The following is a 17507-nucleotide window of genomic DNA, read 5'->3' as shown; positions in this document are numbered from 1 at the left end:
AAAGATGCAGAAGAAAGCAGGCGGATTCCATGGGCAAGCTGATCAAGTTTCTGATTTACCTCGCAATTATCGGGTTCATCGGCCTTGCGGTCTATGCCTATGTGGGGCCGTTCTTCGGGGCGGACTTTGCACCACCCCAGGTCGAAATCCGCGAATCCGTGACGTTGGAGCAGCAATGATCCGATTTGTCAGGCAGCTAAGCGTTTTTTGCCTGATTGCCCTGCCCCTTGGTGTCGCCGCGCAAACCGCGGCGCAAAATGACCGCAACGCGCCTTTGTCGGTGATCGACTGGCTCGGCGAACGTCCCAAGACGCCGCAACCGACGCGCAAGGCCCCCGTAAAGCCGGACGAGGCCCCCGTGGCGCGGACCGCGCTGCCCCCTGTCGTGACCGTGGCCCCCTTGGGCAAAGGCGGGCCGCGCGCCATCGGGTTGGTGCCAACCAAGGTGACAGGGCTGCCGCAGGATCTTTGGACGGGCAGCACCGCGGAAGACATCGTCCATCAGCTTGACCGTCTGCCAGAGCTTCACCTGCCCGTAGCCCATTCGCTGCTGTTTACCCTGCTGCTGGCGCAAGCAACCGCGCCGCAGGGGGATGCGAAACAGGGCGATGCGCTTGCCCTCGCCCGAGTGCGCAGCTTGATGGATGCTGCGGCGCTTGACCCCGCGATGTCGCTGATCGAACAGGCGGGTGTCGAGACTTCGCCGGATCACTTTGGCCTATGGATGCAGGTGAGCCTGCTTTTGGGCACAGAAGATCGTGCCTGCCTGCGGCTGAAGGACAAGCCCTTCCTGACAACGGATTACGGCGTGCGCATCCTGTGCGCTGCGCGGTCGGGGGAATGGGACACGGCGGCGCTGACGTTGGGGTCTGCCCAAGCGCTGGCGCTGCTGCCCGAAAGCGATCTGTCGCTGCTGGACCGGTTCCTCAACCCTGACCTTTACGAAGGGGCCGCGCCCCTGCCCGGCCCGCGCGAGATGACGCCGCTCAAGTTCCGGCTTCTCGAGGCGATCGGAGAGCCGCAGCCCACGCGGAACCTGCCCGCCGCCTATGCTGTGGCCGATCTGCGCGATATCGCGGGCTGGAAAGCGCAGCTCGATGCGGCGGAGCGCCTGACCCGTATCGGCGCCCTGCCCGACAACCGGTTTCTGGGCATTTATACAGACCGTGAGCCTGCGGCCTCTGGCGGGGTGTGGGACCGTGTCGAAGCCCTCCAGCGGTTCGACACGGCCATGTCCAGCGGCAATACAGAGGCAATCGCCAAAGCCCTGCGCCCCGCGTGGCGCGCCATGCAGCAGGCCGAGACCGAAGTGACCTTCGCCACCCTCTATGCCGAGGATTTGCAGGACACCGACCTTACCGGTGCCAGTGCGGCCCTGCGCGACCGTATCCTGCTGCTGTCACCGCTCTACGAGCAGGTCGCCAGCGCCGATACGACACCGGCAGAGATTACATTCCTGTCGCAGATCGCGCGCGGCGAGGCCCCGAAAACCACGCCCGACATCCCCCACGCACAGGGGATTGCCAGCGCGTTCACGACGCCAACGCCACGTGAGGGGCTGGTTGAAATGGCGCAAAACGGTCAGTTGGGCAGCGCCATCCTGCATACAATTGCCCTGCTAGAGGACGGCGCCCGCGGCGACACGGCTGCCCTGCGCGATGCCATCTCTACCCTACGGGCCCTAGGGCTGGAAGATGCCGCGCGGCGGGCTGCCTTGCAGACGTCTTTGCTGGAGCGTAACTGATGCAGACCGAGTTGCTGCACTGGATTTCGACCTTCCTAGAGGCGCAGGCGGCGGAACTGGGCGCGGCCACGAACACACAACTCGCCTATGGGCGCGATCTGAAGGATTTTGACAGTTTCCTCGCCCGCCGCACCTTGGATTTCGTCACGGTCGGTCGCAAGGATATCGAGGCCTATCTGGTCTGGTGCGACGCGCAGGGGCTTGCCAAATCCACCCGCGCGCGGCGGCTGTCGGCGATCAAACAGCTGTACCGTTTCGCCTTTGAAGAAGGGTGGCGCAGCGATAACCCCGCGATCCAGATTGCCGGTCCGGGGCAGGACAAGCGTCTGCCCAAGGTGCTGTCGGAAGACGAGGTTGACCAGCTGCTCGACGCGGCGCGCCACTCGGGGCGCAACACCTCGGACCAGCTGCGCAACACCTGTTTGATGGAGCTGCTTTACGCCACCGGCATGCGGGTGAGCGAGCTGGTGAGCCTTAGGGTCAGCGCGGCCCGCGGCGATCCGCGTTTACTTTTGATCATGGGCAAAGGCGGCAAGGAACGTCTGGTGCCCCTGTCTGACCCGTCGCGCGAGGCGCTGGCGGCATGGCTGGTGCAGCGCGATAGAACCGACGAGGCCGCACAGGCCAAGGGCAAACCCGCGTCGATCTACCTCTTCCCCAGTCGCGGCAGCGCCGGATATCTGACGCGCCACCGCTTTTATCTGCTGATCAAGGAATTCGCCCTGACCGCCGGTGTTGATCCGTCCAAGGTTACCCCCCACACGTTGCGTCACGCCTTTGCAACGCATCTGCTGGCCAATGGGGCCGATCTGCGGGCGATCCAGACGATGCTGGGGCACGCCGATGTCGCCACGACCGAAATCTACACCCATGTACTAGAGGCACGTCTGTCCGAGCTGGTGCTGGAAAATCATCCGCTGGCCAAGGCGGCGCGGCGCAGTTCCGGCGGCAAGACATCCTCTGACGGCCAGTGACCCGTCTCTAGCGCTTTATGGTATCCTTGGGTCAGCCCCGCCTGCACCATCGCGCGGGCGGCGGCGGCATGGTCATAGTCAAGCCTGTGAAACGACACCTGCCCCGCATCAAGCACCGCAAAACGCGTCTGCGGTGCGCCGTCGTTGGGCGGCATCCCGATGACACCGGCGTTGATCCACATCCCCCGCGCTGCCTGCCGTTCATACGCCACCCCGCAGTGCCCTGCGATGATCCCGTCCACCGGACCGATGCTGTGCTCTACCGCCTGCCATTCCGCGTCGAAAACGGCCTCGGGCGAGACGGGCCAGATGAAGCGGGCGATATCATGGTGCCCCCCGTGAATCACGGCATAGCGCTTTCCGGCGTGGTGAAAGCTGAGGATGTCCGGCACCTGCCCCATCCAGTCGCGCTGCGCTTGGGTGATCTGCGCGCTGGCGTAGCCGTACCAGCCGACCGACAGCAGATCGCAGGCGCTGCCATCCTCGAACCCGCAGCCGCAGTCCATCGCACCTGCGGCAAGCTGCTTTTCACAATTCCCTGCCACCACCGCGATACCACTGTCCTGCATCCTGTCGCTGACGGCATGGGCATCGGCGCAATAGGCCACCACATCGCCGGTGCAGATCATCCGCTCTGCCCCCACCCCTAAGGCCCGCACGTGGTTAAACAGCGCGTCTAGCGCCTGCAGGTTGGAATACGGACCGCCGAACAGCACAATCGGCCCGTTCAATTGTCCCAAATCTTGATGGTTCACCCTGCTCATCCCTTGAATGAAACCGCACACACGCCCATAACCCTATGAGCAAACGGATAAGGTATACTCACAAATGGACACGGCCCCCGCAATCCTAGACGGCGCATTTTGGATCAGCAGCGGTATTATCCTGTTTCTTCTGGTGCTTTCCGGCTTCTTTTCGGGCTCGGAAACGGCGCTGACGGCGGCATCGCGGGGCAAGCTGCGGGGTCAGGCGGATAAAGGGTCCAAGGGGGCGGAACGTGCGCTCAAGATCACCGAGGATAACGAGCGGCTGATCGGCTCTGTCCTGCTGGGCAACAATCTTGTGAATATTCTTGCAGCCTCGCTTGCAACAGCGCTGTTCACGCGGGTCTTTGGCGAATCCGGTGTGGCGCTGGCGACGCTGGTGATGACTCTGCTGGTCCTGATCTTTGCCGAGGTTCTGCCCAAGACCTATGCGATCACCAATGCTGAAACCGCCGCCGCAGCCGTGTCGCGGCCCATTGCGCTGGTGGTGCTGATCTTCAGCCCCGTGGTGTCAGCCGTGCGGTTTCTGGTCCGCGGCATCCTGCGCCTTTTCGGCGTGACCATCGACCCTGACAGCAACATCCTTGCCGTACGCGAGGAAATCGCGGGGGCGCTGCAAATCGGCCGCTCCGAAGGGGTGGTAGAGAAGGAAGACCGCGACCGTATTCTTGGTGCCCTTGATCTGCGCGAACGTATGGTGGAAGAGGTGATGCTCCACCGGTCAGGGATCGAGATGATCGATGCCGCCAATGACCCTTCGCAGATCCTTGAACAGATCCTTGAAAGCAACCACACCCGCCTGCCCGTCTACCGCGATGATCCCGAGAACATCATCGGTGTGATCCATGCCAAAGACCTGCTGCGTGCCATGTACAAGCACATCAGCGGTGCCGAGGATGACAAACCGTTCAAGACGTTCAAAATCGCCGATATCGCGATGAAACCCTATTTCGTGCCCGAGACATCCACGCTGGACGAACAGATGCGCCAGTTCCTACGGCGCCGCACCCATTTTGCGCTGGTGGTGGATGAATATGGCTCGCTTCAGGGGTTGATCACGCTCGAGGATATCCTTGAAGAGATTGTGGGCGAGATCACCGATGAATTCGACCCAGATGCGGACCACGGCGTGACCAAGGCCGAGGACGGGCAATATTTCGTCGATGGGGCCATGACGATCCGCGACCTGAACCGCGCCACGGAGTGGGACTTGCCCGACGAAGAAGCCAATACCGTCGCCGGTCTGGTGATCCACGAAGCGCAGATGATCCCGACGCCCAATCAGGTGTTCTCTTTCCACGGGTTCCGGTTCGAGGTCATCGCCCGCGATGGCAACCGGATCACACAGCTGAAAATCCGCCCCCTGTAAAAGCCGCCCTCAGGTGGTGTCGGTATCATTGTCCATCTTTGGCGCGTCATCCTCTGTATCGCTGCGCTTTACCGCGTCACGGACCGCATCGCGCACGTCTTGGCTGGCGCTTTCCATCAACTGCGCCCGGTCGGGTTCAAAGTCGATCTTGGCAAGCGCGCGTCTGAGGTGACGTTCGGCAGCCCTGCGCGCGGCGATGCGCAGCCCTTCGTCAGGGTGACGCATCAGGCCGTTCAGCGTGGCCTGAAGCCGCTGCTGCACCTCGACCACTGTACACCCGTCCCGCGCCAACGCGCCAAAAGCGTCCTGCATCAGGTCAGACGGGTCCAGTGGTGCGACATAGATGTGGTCCAGCACCTCGTCGCGGTCCCTTTCTGTCTCGTCCTCGTAAAAGCTCAGGATGCGGCCAATGCGGGTGATCACGTCGATCGCGGTGCCGGGGTCATTTACGCCGGGCGACAGCGCCTTTGACGCGACCTCTCCCATCACGATGAGACCAAAGCGCGGATCTTGGTCATAGGTACGCAGATCGCCGATGGTGATACTGGCATTGATCCCTGCATGCAGCGTTTCATCGGTGTGTTCATCATCCTTGGGCTGCCCCACGCGATCGATCATCATCAAAGGTTCGTTGACGAAAACAAAGCTGCCGATGTTGCGCTTGAGGTAGATCTTCACCCCGTGGTTTTCCGCCACGGTATTCAACGCTTCGGGATAGATATGCTGGATATAGCCGTTTTCATCCGCGGTGAACGGCTTTGCACTGTCGGGGATATCACCTGTCAGCGGATTGGCCCCGAGGCAGGGATTATGCAGGCGTTCCTTGAAGGTGCGGCGTGTCTGATCCTCCACCTGTCGCGAGGTATCGATCAGGCTGCCAAAGGTCTGCAAATGCAGCACCCAGCGGATCAGGCTGAACACGATCACCGTCAATACGATCACCGTCATCACGAACAACACGAAAGACCGCTTGTCGTCGAACACCCCAAGCTCGCGCAGGATGATGGCGATCAGCGCATAGACATAGGCCCCGATAAAGACGGCCAGCGTATTCTGGGTGGTGCGGTCCTGCACGATCAAGCGGTGAATGCGCGGCGTCCATTGGGTCGAGGTGCTGCGATATACCGTGACCATGACGCTAAGCGAAAAGGTGGTGACCGCAAGCATCGCGTTGGCGATGATCGACAGCAACCGGTCCGCCGCACTGCCGGTCAGATAGGTCGCGAGTGATTGCGGGATCCAGCGTTCGATCAACATGCTCAGCAGCAGCGACAAGACCGCCAACAACCCCATGATCAACACCCGCACCCACAGCTTGCGGCTGTATTCACGGCCCTTGCGGAGCAGTGTCGATGGCAAAAGGAAGTCAAGGTTCATAGGGTATGTCCGCGTCATGAAGTGCCATGTTCAACAAGCTTGCGCGGAGATCACCTGGCTTACAAGCCCAACGCCCTATTCCGCCCGATGGTTCAAAAATGCCGGGCTAAATCAGCGGGTGGGACTGATGCTATGCTCTTACGGTGGTTGGGAATTCTGGCTATGGTCGGTGTATGAGCCATGACATCCCCATCATCCTGCTGGGCGCGGGGCAATCCTCGCGGATGCGGGGGCGTGACAAACTGCTTGAGATCGTGGAGGGCGAAGCGCTGCTGCGCCGACAGGCACGGATTGCGCGGGCGGCGACGCGAGGGGCGGTCATTGTGGCGCTGCCACCTGCGCCCCACCCGCGCTACGCGCTTGTGGCTGACATGGAGGTTAAAGCGCTCCCCGTTCCGGATGCGGCAGAGGGGATGAACGCCTCGCTTCGCGCGGGGTTTGCGGCCCTTCCCGCCGGTGCGCCTGCCGCGATGGTGCTGCTTGCCGACCTGCCAGAACTGACTGACGATGACTTGAACACCGTCTTTCACGCCGTTGATATCAAATCAAATTACACGATATGGCGCGGTGCGACGACGGATGGAAAGCCGGGTCACCCGACGGTATTTGCCGCCTGCCATTTTGATCATTTTGCACGGATGCAAGGTGACACCGGCGGGAAAGAGATCATCGCTCAGGCCCAGGACCAGACGCTGCTGATCCCCCTGCCGGAGAACCGCGCGCGACTGGACCTTGATACGCCCGAAGCATGGGCCGCATGGCGCGCGGCGCGCTGACCGGCCCCTGACCACGTACCCCTGAACACGAAAAAACGGGACAGTCGCCTGCCCCGTTCTTCGCCCTGCACCCCCAAGGGGATGCAGGCCTGTTGCTGCATATATTGTGGCGCTTACTTCGTCAGAAGTTTCGCCTCGTGCTTTTTCAGCGTGCGACGCGCGGCGACGTAGCCGTCCACCCCTTCGCGCGTTGCCAGTTCCGGGAAAAGCTCCAGGATCTCGTTGCGTTGCGCGTTGCCGACGCCTGCAAGGCTCATATCGCCCGGCTGGAAGCTTTCGGTCCATGTGCCGTCAGACAGGATCACCTCGTGCTGGTCGAACATCACGTGGATGTAAGTCGTGCCAGAGGTTTCAACGATATCAACACCTTCCAGACCGGTCAGGTGTTTCGCCGCGACCAGAACCTCGCGCTCTTCGAAGTAGAGCGCTGTCTTGTCGTTGGCCACCAGAACGCGGTGGTTGGGGCTGACCAGCATGTCGCGCTCGGGCAGATTGTTGCCCAAAGCGCCCTGACGGATCAGAACCGGCAGCAGATGCGCTTTGTGCGCCAGCTCTTGTCCGGTCATCTCGCGGGCACCGACCCAGCGGATTTCCTGAATACCGTTGTCACGTGTGATGACACGGTCGCCCACCACCAGATCTTCGACCCGCCGTTCCCCTTTCGGCGTAGCGATCAAGGTGCCCGGTGTGAAGCAGGGAATGATCTCTTCGATGTTGGTGAAGTCGAGACGACCGGTTTCAGTGCCGTCCGCATCCGTAAAGACGATCGTACCGTCGATACCATCGTTCGGGCTGTCGCCGTCGATTGTGTCACCGGCATCATTATCCGGCGTGACGTTTTCAAGACGATAACCGCCGCCGGGGCTCAGCGCGCCTCTCAGATCGATGACGTCGTAGTCGGAGGCATCTGTGCCGGCACCGCCGTCGATGGTGTCGCCACCGTTGACGTTGGTGAAGGTATCGCGTCCGTCATTACCGTGCAGGCTGTCATTGCCCGCGCCACCGCTGATGATGTCGTCACCGCCACCTGCGCTGATGGTATCGTCGCCGTCACCACCTTCGATGGTGTCATCGCCAAAGCCACCCAGCAGGCTGTCGTCGCCGTCGCCGCCGTCGATGCTGTCGTTGTCTTCACCGCCGTCGATGGTGTCGTCACCCTCGCCACCGAACAAGATGTCGTCGCCGCGCACACCGCTGATGGAGTCGTCACCGGTCCCACCGTCTACGGTATCATTGTCACCGGCCGCGATGATCGTGTCGTTTCCGGCACCCCCGAGGATGGAGTCATCGCCAAAGCCCCCAAGGATGGAATCATCGCCGTCACCGCCGTCGATGGTGTCGTGGCCCTGACCACCGTCGATGGTGTCGTTCCCGGCACCGCCTTTAACGTCGTCGTCGCCATTGCCCGCGAGGATGGAGTCGTCACCGTCCCCCCCATCAATCTCATCATGGCCCTGTGCGCCGCGGATGGTGTCGTTGCCTTGACCACCCAAGATCGTATCGTTGCCCTGACCGCCATCTAGGCTGTCGTCGTCAATGCCACCGTCGATGTAGTCGTCATCGGCACCACCCAGGATGGTGTCGTTGTCGTCTTCACCGTAAAGCACGTCATTGCCGGCACCGCCTTCGATATAGTCCTTGCCGTTATTCGGCTGCGGATCGGTGGCGTCGACTTCCTCTCCCTCGTAGCCGGCGATCGGTTCGTTGCCAAAGCCACCATAGATGGTGTCATTGCCTTCACCGCCATACAGGCTGTCAGACCCGTGGCTGCCGATGATGCTGTCGTCGCCGTCGTCGCCGTAGACCAAATCGTCATCGATACCCGCGTTGATAGAATCGTCGCCCGTACCGCCGTAGATGGTGTCAGAGTCGTCGCCGGTGCGGATCGTATCGTTTCCGCTGCCGCCATCGACGAAATCACGACCATCGTCCTTGTTCGGATCGCCGGAGTTGAAGAATGGGTTGGGTCGTCCACCGACGGTCGGTTGATCATTCGCATAATCAGAGAAGGTGTCGATACCCGCTTCGATCAGATCGTCACCGTCACCGCCATAGATTTCGTCCGCACCTTGGACATCGGTGATGGTGTCGTTGCCGCTGCCGCCATAGATGGTGTCGTTGTCGATGCCGCCTTCGATGACATCATCATCGTCGCCACCGTCGATATAGTCGGCATCATCACCGCCATCGATCGTATCATTCCCCGCGCCGCCGATCAGCGTGTCTTTGTCGTCGTTGGGGTTGGTATCCTGATCAAAGGGTGTGGAGACCAGTGGAACGTCCGTGTCGGGCACGCCAATCGCACCGGGCTTGTTGCCGATCAGGACGTCGTCACCCTCACCACCGACGAGGGAGTCGTTGCCGTCACCACCGATCAGGCTGTCATCATATTTACCACCGTCGATGGTATCATTGCCGCCCTGGCCATCAATGGTATCATCGCCACCGCCGGCATTCACCACGTCGTTGCCGTCACCGGTCATGACATTCTCGTCACCGCCAGAGCCTGTAACCGTATCGTCACCGCCACCCAGTTCGAGTCTCTCGATCTCCGAGAATTCGGTGGTGCCGGACCCGTTGGTCAGTGTCCCTTCCTCTTTGTCGGTGAAAGTGACTGTCAGGTCGTCGTTCACAGCCGTACTGTCGATCACATCGCCGTCGGTTTCGCCGCTTTCGCCGCCGATGATAATGTCGTTATCGACGCCATCGGTCAGTGTGAACGTGTCATCGCCCGCGCCGCCGTCAACGGTATCGTCGCCCAACCCGCTGTCGATCGTGTCGTCGCCACCGTTACCAAAGATCGTATCGTTGATCCCGTCGGTGCCGTCGATCTGGTCGCCTTGGGCGTCGGTGTAGCCCGGGGCCATATCCTCGCCACTGTCCAGACCATCAACAGGGCCGGCCATCTCTTCGCCGATGATGTTTTCGATCTCGGTGAATTTGAACGAGCCCGCGGATGTGCCGTCGTCGTTGTACAGATCAACCGTACCGTTCTGACCATTGCCGTTGCTATCTGGTTCCAGATCACGCAAGCGGAAATTGAGGCCAGTCAAATCAAGCGTGTCATCGTCGGTGTTCAGCGCAGGGTCGGCATTGAAGCCGCCGGCACCACCGTCAACCGTATCGCCATCGGTGCCGCCAAAGATGGTATCCTTGCCCGCGCCGCCGCTAATGTTGTCTTTGCCTTCGCCGCCGGTGAGCTGGTCATCACCGTCGCCGCCGATCAGCGTATCGTCATCATCGCCGCCAAACAGCGTGTCGTCGCCTGCGCCACCGTCGATAAAGTCGTCGCCGTCGTCGCCCATCAGCAGGTCATTGCCGGCACCACCGTCAACGCCGCCCACGGGCGCGTCAAAATAAACGTCGGTGATGTTGATGCCCGCGTGGTTGCCGGGCGACAGGCTTTGATCCATCGTGTGGGTGATTTCGAGATAATCCACCGGCCCCGAAATGTTCACCAGCGCAGAGTGGCTCGGATCTGTATCCGGGCCATCGGCACCGCGGCTGATCAGCGTTTCATTCCCGCCAACGCCGTCCTGGTTCTGCGCCTGAATGCCGCCACCTGTGCTGACGTTGATCGGCGTGCGCGCGCCATCGGGGCCAACGGCCACGATCACAACTTTCGACGCGTTATCAATGTCATTGATGCGGAAGCTGATGTTGGTCACATCCTTCGAGAAGTCCAAGCGATAGGTCGCGCTTTCGCCATCCTGGTTCGCCAAAGACGCCAAAGAGCTGTTCGCATTGGTCGCCTGACCGTCGCCGGTGATCGAATGCACCTTCTGCTGGTCAGTGGAGAATGTCGTCTCGGGCGTTTTGCTGCTGCCGGTGACCGAGAAGGTCACATTGACGTTGCCCGTGTCCTGAACAAATCCACCGCCCAGATTGTCGTTATTATCGACAGCCGAGTTGTCATGGGGGTCTGGTGCCTTGTCCCACTCAAAGCTCTCACGCTCTGTCGTGCCACCGGGCGTAGAGGCACCGCCGGTGTTGTTGTCGCCATAGATCGTGTCATTGCCGGTGCCACCGGAAATGGTGTCATCGCCGTGGTTGCCCTCGATCGAATCGTGGCCCGCGTTGCCTTCGATGCTGTCGTTGCCGCCTTCACCAAAGATCGTGTCGTTGCCATTCCCACCGGTCAGCACATCGTCGCCACCAACGGTGCCATCGGTCGGGGACGTACTGTCGTCGGTCACGGTGTAGGTTTTTGCGATGTGATCGTAGTTGATCGACGGCAGGTTAGAGTTGTGGCTGACAAAATCGTAGGATTTGCCGACTTCCAGCGGTTTGTCTGTCACGAAACCGACGGCATCGTTGCCGTCAAAGTTCACGACATAGACTGTGACATCCTGCGAGGAATCCACCGCGCCTTCGGGACGCACAATGTAAGAATACTCGGGGATGATCTTGTCGCCGGCGTATTCGGTGTTGCCATCCAATTTGGTGGTTTTCGCCAAGGTTTGCGAGTTGTCGTTGTCATTCAGCTTATCGTCGTCATCATTGATGCCAACCGCAACAGGTGCTGAATTTTCGTTGATGGTGAACGACTTGCCAGACAGATCGCCGGAGCCCACATCGCTGTTCTGGAAGGGGCTTGAACCGCCAGCCACCGTCACATTTGCCAGATCCCACGTTAGAACGGTATGATCCGCACCCGACACAGGCTCAACAGTCTTCGAGACGGGCTGCGCTTTGGTCAGGCCGGCGCTATCGCCAAAGATGATGTCATCGCCTTCGCCGCCATGCAGCGTGTCGTTGCCGACAGTGCCGTCGTCATCCGCCAGCAAGGCCGCGGGGTTGTCAAAGAACACATCGGTTACATTGACGCCCGAGTTGCCGCTTGTGGCACCGGTGTGGATGAACTCGATCCGCGATACGGGACCGTCGATGGACACGTTAACGGAATACTTGCTCGACGAGGGGGAATCGTCGCCGCCCTCGCTGGTGGCCGTGTCTACGCCGAACTTGCCGTCACTGTCTGTCAGCTTCACTTTGCTGGAGCTGCTGTTGGCGATCATATCGACGTCGATCATCTTGCCGGAAGCGTCGTAGGCCAGCACTTTTACAGCGCCGCTGTTGTCGATGTCGTTCACGTTGAAGGACACGTTGCCAACGGCCTCGTCAAACCGCAGTTCGAACTTTGTTTCGCCGGTGCAGTTGGCCAGCGATTCAAAGGAGCTGTTATCGTTCACGCCGTGGGCATCGCCCTCGACATTTCCGGTGAACTGTTTGCTATCGCTGAATTCCTGGTCCGCATTGTTACGCGGCGAAAAGCTCTTGAGCTCGAATGTGACGTTGACGGTGCCGGTATTCTGCGTGAACCCGCCCTTGAGGTTGTCATTGTCGTCGATCGCGGAACCGTCGCCGGATGGGTCGGGTGCCTTGGACCATTCAAAGCTTTCGCGGGTGTCGCCGTAGTTGCCCTTGGTCGCGCCATCACCGATCAGGATGTCGTTGCCCTTGCCCCCGTCAACATAATCATTGCCCGACCCTGCAACGACCGTATCATTCCCCAAACCCGCGTTGACCGTATCATTGCCGCCACGTGCGAGGATGATGTCATCATTGGACCCGATGTTGCCGAATACCGCGTCGTTACCGTCAACACGGTCACCGCTTGGGTCATCATTATAGCTGGCGTCGATCTTGTTGCCCTGCTGGTTACCGTCCACGATCCCGTTCGGCCCGTCGGCCGGAGCCTCGGTCGCGGTTTTCTCGGCCTCGGCGGTCGAGGTTTTTCCAAAGAGCCACAGTTTATTCAAAAAGATGGTCATATCGGTCGTCTCCAAAATCAGGTCAGGCACGCTACGGTTGTACCGTCAGCCGTAAAACGAGGATGCCCAGTCATGGGCGAAGCTAATTAATTCACATGGCACCAATTCTGTGCCGGGGTACTAAGGCGGGACAAAGCAACGCCCTGTCCGCGACGCTGCTGCAATGAAACATACGGCGCGCGGACGGGTGCATCGCGTGACACGCCCAAATCTGCAGCCGTTTGGATACGGGTCATTTGTGTTCTTGTTGTGATCCGAAAACGGCGCTTCGGGGAAGAAATCAAGACGGTGTCGGTAGCGGCGGAGCAACGCAGAGTTGCAACATCACCCATACCCGAACGGTCCGGCAGTCGTGGTCTGTAGATACAGTGTCCCATCAGTTTCTCCTCCTTCCGCCAACGTGGCGGGCCGTTAAAAAACGGCGCACAATACCCCTAACAAAGCTCCGCGGTCACAGACGACACACAAAGAACTCTACCGTCCTGAAGGGAGGATCAGCCGCAGACAGCTGCCCGCTGCCGCGCAACCGGCAGTGGTATATTCATCGGCTCTTAAGAGCCAAGCGAACACATCTTCCCCGCACAACATGTGCGTTCGATGCGGTCGCCCCCGAAACCTAAAAAACTTTGCCCCCCAGTTGGGCACGTTCTTCTTACCTACCCGTTGACGTTGCTGGAAGGAAAAAATGGCAAGAATTCGCAGACGCGCCTCTTTTCCGCCTTTTTTGACTCGACGGCGGCGCGGAATATGCACGCATAGGTAGCGCATTGTTTCCCATCTCAGGGTGCGAATTTCGATGATGTGGGTGGTTTTTGGGATTTTTCACTTAATTTTAATGATTTCCCAAACCCAACCTTCGGCACTGTTTCGCAGGCAGATACAATAAACCATCTTTGCGATTAAATTCGGCGTGGCGGGACTGTGGCGGGGCGTGAATTCGCGATTTGGAACCAATAGCTTGCGACCGCGCCCATTTTTTCGAAAACGCCGCCAGTTTGCCAGCAGGAAACCGAATCGCAATACCACCTAAAGGATAGTTTTCAGCACCTCAGGTAGGGGTGGCATATGCCGATTATTAAGGCCCGACACCATAAGTTTGACACGAGGACATGCGTTTGAGCGAACATCTGCCGCTACAACCGCAAGAGGGTATTTTGGTCAAATTCGCAGCAAAATCCCACTGTCTCATGATGTTAGGGGGTGATATTTACCGCGCGACAAGTATGTTGATCCAACAGATACAGGAACATGGCGTCGTCACTTGGCCTCTGCCACCACCAGAAGAAGCGTTTGATGAGCAGTCGGAAAATCAAGAATATGGAAGAGTTTGCCGCCGTCAGCGGGATCTCCCGTCCGACGCTTTCCAAGTTCTTCAACGACCCCACCAGCGTGCGTAGCAGCACCCGCAAACGGGTTGAGGCAGCGCTGGACCGATATGACTATCGGCCCAATCTTTATGCCATGAACCAGAACCGCCGTTTGACCAAGAACATCGGCGTCGTGGTGCCGCATCTGGCCGACCCTTTCTTTGCCAAGATTGCCCGCACGATCGAAGAACACATCCTGCGGCAGGGCTTCCGGCCCGTTCTGCTCGGGTCGCACGGCAGCCCCGAGATGGAACTGGAGAACCTCGAAAACCTGCGCATGCTGAAACCGGCGGGCGTATTGCTGGCCGCTTTCGGGCGCAGTTCTGACCACGCGCAGATCCAGACCTTTACCGAAGAGGTCCCTACCGTCCTGTTCGATGCGAACATCGAAAAGGTCGGCAAGGCGTTCATAGGCTCCAACAATGAACAAAGCGTTGATCTGATCGTCGACTATCTGTGCCGCACGGGCGAGCCGCCTGCCTTTTTCGAGATGAAAGACCCGATGAACCCCAACGCCTACAAACGGCGTGCGGCCTATGTCAGGGCGATGGAACGTCTGGGCCAAACGCCGCATCTGATCCAGGTCGGTGGCGAGGGATGGGAATTCGAAGAGATCGGGTTTCGCGAAGGCACCCGCGTGATCCGCGACCGGAGCCTGCCGTCAAAAACAATACTGTGCAGCAACGATCGTTTGGCCATCGGGCTGTTGTCCGCCATTTTCGAGGCGGGGATGAGCGTCGGGATCGAGGCCGGCCACGACTTCCGCGTCGCGGGCCATGACGACCATCCTTTCTCGCGCTTCACCTGCCCGCGCCTGACCACCGTGTCCCAAGACTACGAAGCCATTGCCGAGAAAAGCGCGACCACCCTGCTGGCCCTGATCGAGGCGGATGATTCTCTTGATTCGCGTACAGAGACGCTGTTTGACGGCAAGCTTGTGCTCAGGGGCTCCGCCTAGGCAATTGAAAACACCCGTCTAAATCGCAAAACTAGACGCGCGTAAAATTCAAATTGACGCGAGTTCACCAATAGCCGTAAGCTTGTCGCTAACATCTCATCAGGGAGGTAGAAGATGTTTGTTTTGAACGCGTTTCGAACGGCGACCGCCATTTCACTTTTGACGGCAGCCGCTGCTTCTGCGGATACGATCACAATCGCTACAGTCAACAACGGCGACATGATCCGGATGCAGGGTTTTACCGATGATTTTACTGCCAAAACCGGCCACGAGGTTGAATGGGTCACGCTGGAGGAGAATGTCCTGCGTCAACGTGTGACCACGGACATCACCACTAAAGGTGGGCAGTTCGACATCATGACCATCGGCATGTACGAGACCCCGATCTGGGGCAAGCAAGGCTGGCTGGTGCCGCTGGACGATCTGTCTGCAGACTATGACACCGACGACATCCTGCCCGCGATGCGCGGCGGTCTGAGCGTCGACGGCACGCTTTATGCGGCCCCGTTCTATGGCGAAAGCTCCATGATCATGTACCGCAAGGACCTGATGGAGAAAGCCGGACTGGAGATGCCCGACGCGCCCACATGGGAATTCGTCGCTGAGGCCGCCCGCGCCATGACCGACCGTGACGCCGGCATCAACGGCATCTGTCTGCGTGGCAAGGCCGGTTGGGGCGAGAACATGGCGTTCCTCACCGCGACAGCAAACGCATTCGGCGCACGCTGGTTCGACGAAAGCTGGACCGCGCAGTTTGACCAGCCCGCATGGAAAGAAACGCTTGAGTTCTATGTAAACCTGATGAACGACGCGGGCCCTCCGGGTGCGGCGAACAACGGGTTCAACGAAAACCTGTCGCTGTTCCAACAGGGCAAATGCGGCATGTGGATCGACGCGACTGTTGCGGCGTCCTTTGTGACCAACCCGACAGATTCCACCGTCGCGGATCAGGTCGGCTTTGCGCTGGCACCTGACACCGGCAAAGGCAAACGCGGCAACTGGCTGTGGGCTTGGGCGCTTGGCATCCCTGCCGGCACCGATAACGAAGCCGCCGCGAAAGAATTCATCGAATGGGCCACGTCCAAAGAGTATCTTGAGCTGGTCGCCGAGAAAGACGGTTGGGCAAATGTTCCTCCCGGCACGCGGACATCGCTGTACGAAAACGCCGAATACAAAAAGGTGCCTTTCGCGCAGATGACACTGGACAGCATCCTGTCGGCTGATCCCACCGCGCCAACCGTGGATCCGGTGCCCTACGTCGGTGTGCAGTTTGCAGCTATCCCGGAGTTTGCAGGCATCGCCACACAGGTCGGACAAGAGTTCTCTGCCGCGCTGGCAGGACAACAGTCCGTCGATGAAGCCCTGGCCAACGCACAAGCGTTGACCACCGATGAGATGGAAGCCGCCGGCTACTGATCTGATCGCCCTCGGGGTCAGTCAGCAAAGCTCCCCCTTGCTGACTGGCCCCTTTTTTCCAACACGTGCATGATCGTCCGGGACGGCCCTAGCCCGTCAACGGAGGAGGTATATTCAATGGCAACGCAACACTCACGATCGGCCGCCCGTCTGATGATGGCCCCCGCTGTCGTGCTGCTTCTGGGATGGATGCTCGTCCCCCTGACGATGACGCTGTATTTTTCCTTTCGCAAATACCTGCCCCTGCGCGGCGGTGATCTGGGGTGGGTCGGCTTTGACAACTACGTCCGCTTTGTATCGTCCAGCGCCTTCTGGCCGTCGGTTCAGGCGACACTGGTGATCGTGGGCGGCGTCCTGTTCATCACCGTCGTTCTGGGTGTGTTGCTGGCCGTCTTGCTGAACCAGCCGATGTGGGGTCAAGGGATCGTTCGGATCCTCGTGATTGCCCCGTTCTTCGTGATGCCGACCGTATCGGCGCTGGTCTGGAAAAACATGTTCATGGATCCGGTCAACGGGCTGCTCGCCCACCTGTGGGGCCTGTTCGGGGCTGAACCGCTGGTGTGGCTGACCGAGGCCTCGACCCAATCCATTATTCTGATTGTAAGCTGGCAGTGGCTGCCCTTTGCGACGCTGATCCTGCTGACCGCGATCCAGTCGCTGGACAGTGAACAACTGGAGGCCGCCGAGATGGACGGCGCATCGCCGGTCAAACGCTTTGGCTTCATCACCCTGCCCCACCTGTCGCGGGCGATCACCGTGGTGGTGCTGATCCAGACGATCTTTTTGCTCTCTATCTTTGCCGAAATTTTCGTGACCACCCAAGGCGCCTTTGGCACCAAAACCCTGACCTATCTGATCTTCCAGCGTGTGCTGGAAAGCCAGAACATCGGGCTCGGCTCTGCCGGCGGTGTCTATGCCATCATCCTCGCCAATATCGTTGCCATCTTCCTGATGCGCATGGTTGGCAAGAACCTCGACGCATAAGGAG

The 17507-nt window shown here is 59.7% G+C and carries 11 protein-coding genes; 8 read left to right on the top strand and 3 right to left on the bottom strand.

Annotated elements, in window-relative coordinates:
- Window positions 1-29 precede the first annotated feature (29 nt).
- From EE36_RS17640 to EE36_RS14185, 3 genes are read left to right on the top strand one after another with little or no spacing between them, the layout of a single operon-like run.
- Window positions 30-179, top strand: coding sequence for a hypothetical protein (locus EE36_RS17640; protein ID WP_005853380.1), 150 nt, complete (start codon window positions 30-32; stop codon window positions 177-179).
- The gene (locus tag EE36_RS14190) at window positions 176-1744 is read left to right on the top strand and encodes a hypothetical protein (protein WP_005853379.1); all 1569 of its coding nucleotides are present in this window, start codon (window positions 176-178) and stop codon (window positions 1742-1744) included. The genes EE36_RS17640 and EE36_RS14190 overlap by 4 nt, the downstream gene beginning before the upstream one ends.
- Window positions 1744-2718: a site-specific tyrosine recombinase XerD gene (locus EE36_RS14185; RefSeq protein ID WP_005853377.1), complete on the top strand. Its 975-nt coding sequence runs from the start codon at window positions 1744-1746 to the stop codon at window positions 2716-2718. Before EE36_RS14190 ends, EE36_RS14185 begins: the two co-directional genes overlap by 1 nt.
- On the opposite strand, the gene EE36_RS14180 is transcribed toward EE36_RS14185, so the two are convergent.
- Complete coding sequence (locus tag EE36_RS14180; RefSeq protein ID WP_039911974.1) at window positions 2655-3482, bottom strand: metallophosphoesterase; 828 nt, start codon at window positions 3480-3482, stop codon at window positions 2655-2657. The genes EE36_RS14185 and EE36_RS14180 overlap by 64 nt on opposite strands.
- Window positions 3483-3546: 64 nt before the next feature.
- Between EE36_RS14180 and EE36_RS14175 the strand changes: the two genes are divergently transcribed.
- The gene (locus EE36_RS14175) at window positions 3547-4851 is read left to right on the top strand and encodes an HlyC/CorC family transporter (RefSeq protein ID WP_005853373.1); all 1305 of its coding nucleotides are present in this window, start codon (window positions 3547-3549) and stop codon (window positions 4849-4851) included.
- Between the two features lie 9 nt (window positions 4852-4860).
- Here the strand turns inward: EE36_RS14175 and EE36_RS14170 are convergent, their stop codons facing one another.
- Window positions 4861-6228 carry a DUF2254 domain-containing protein gene (locus tag EE36_RS14170; protein WP_005853371.1) on the bottom strand — a complete coding sequence of 456 codons (1368 nt, stop codon included), beginning with the start codon at window positions 6226-6228 and terminating at the stop codon, window positions 4861-4863.
- 173 nt (window positions 6229-6401) lie between these two features.
- On the opposite strand from EE36_RS14170, the gene EE36_RS14165 reads away from it, so the two are divergent.
- Window positions 6402-7004 (top strand): NTP transferase domain-containing protein, encoded by a 603-nt coding sequence (locus tag EE36_RS14165; RefSeq protein ID WP_005853369.1) that lies wholly within the window; start codon window positions 6402-6404, stop codon window positions 7002-7004.
- A gap of 113 nt (window positions 7005-7117) precedes the next feature.
- Here EE36_RS14165 and EE36_RS14160 read toward each other — a convergent pair whose 3' ends face one another.
- Window positions 7118-12778 (bottom strand): Hint domain-containing protein, encoded by a 5661-nt coding sequence (locus EE36_RS14160; protein ID WP_254655594.1) that lies wholly within the window; start codon window positions 12776-12778, stop codon window positions 7118-7120.
- A gap of 1293 nt (window positions 12779-14071) precedes the next feature.
- Here EE36_RS14160 and EE36_RS14155 point away from each other — a divergent pair.
- The 3 genes from EE36_RS14155 to EE36_RS14145 all read left to right on the top strand — a co-directional run bounded on the left by EE36_RS14155 (window position 14072) and on the right by EE36_RS14145 (window position 17503).
- Window positions 14072-15103 carry a LacI family DNA-binding transcriptional regulator gene (locus EE36_RS14155; RefSeq protein WP_005853365.1) on the top strand — a complete coding sequence of 344 codons (1032 nt, stop codon included), beginning with the start codon at window positions 14072-14074 and terminating at the stop codon, window positions 15101-15103.
- Between the two features lie 114 nt (window positions 15104-15217).
- Window positions 15218-16519: a sugar ABC transporter substrate-binding protein gene (locus EE36_RS14150; RefSeq protein WP_005853363.1), complete on the top strand. Its 1302-nt coding sequence runs from the start codon at window positions 15218-15220 to the stop codon at window positions 16517-16519.
- A gap of 117 nt (window positions 16520-16636) precedes the next feature.
- On the top strand, window positions 16637-17503 hold the full coding sequence (locus EE36_RS14145) for a carbohydrate ABC transporter permease (RefSeq protein WP_005853360.1): 867 nt from the start codon (window positions 16637-16639) through the stop codon (window positions 17501-17503).
- Window positions 17504-17507: the final 4 nt, after the last annotated feature.

It is taken from the genome of Sulfitobacter sp. EE-36 (genome assembly GCF_000152605.1).
GTDB classification, from domain to species: Bacteria; Pseudomonadota; Alphaproteobacteria; order Rhodobacterales; family Rhodobacteraceae; genus Sulfitobacter; species Sulfitobacter pontiacus.
Note: the sequence above shows the minus strand (reverse complement) of the source record. Positions and strands in the feature narration are given on the sequence as shown.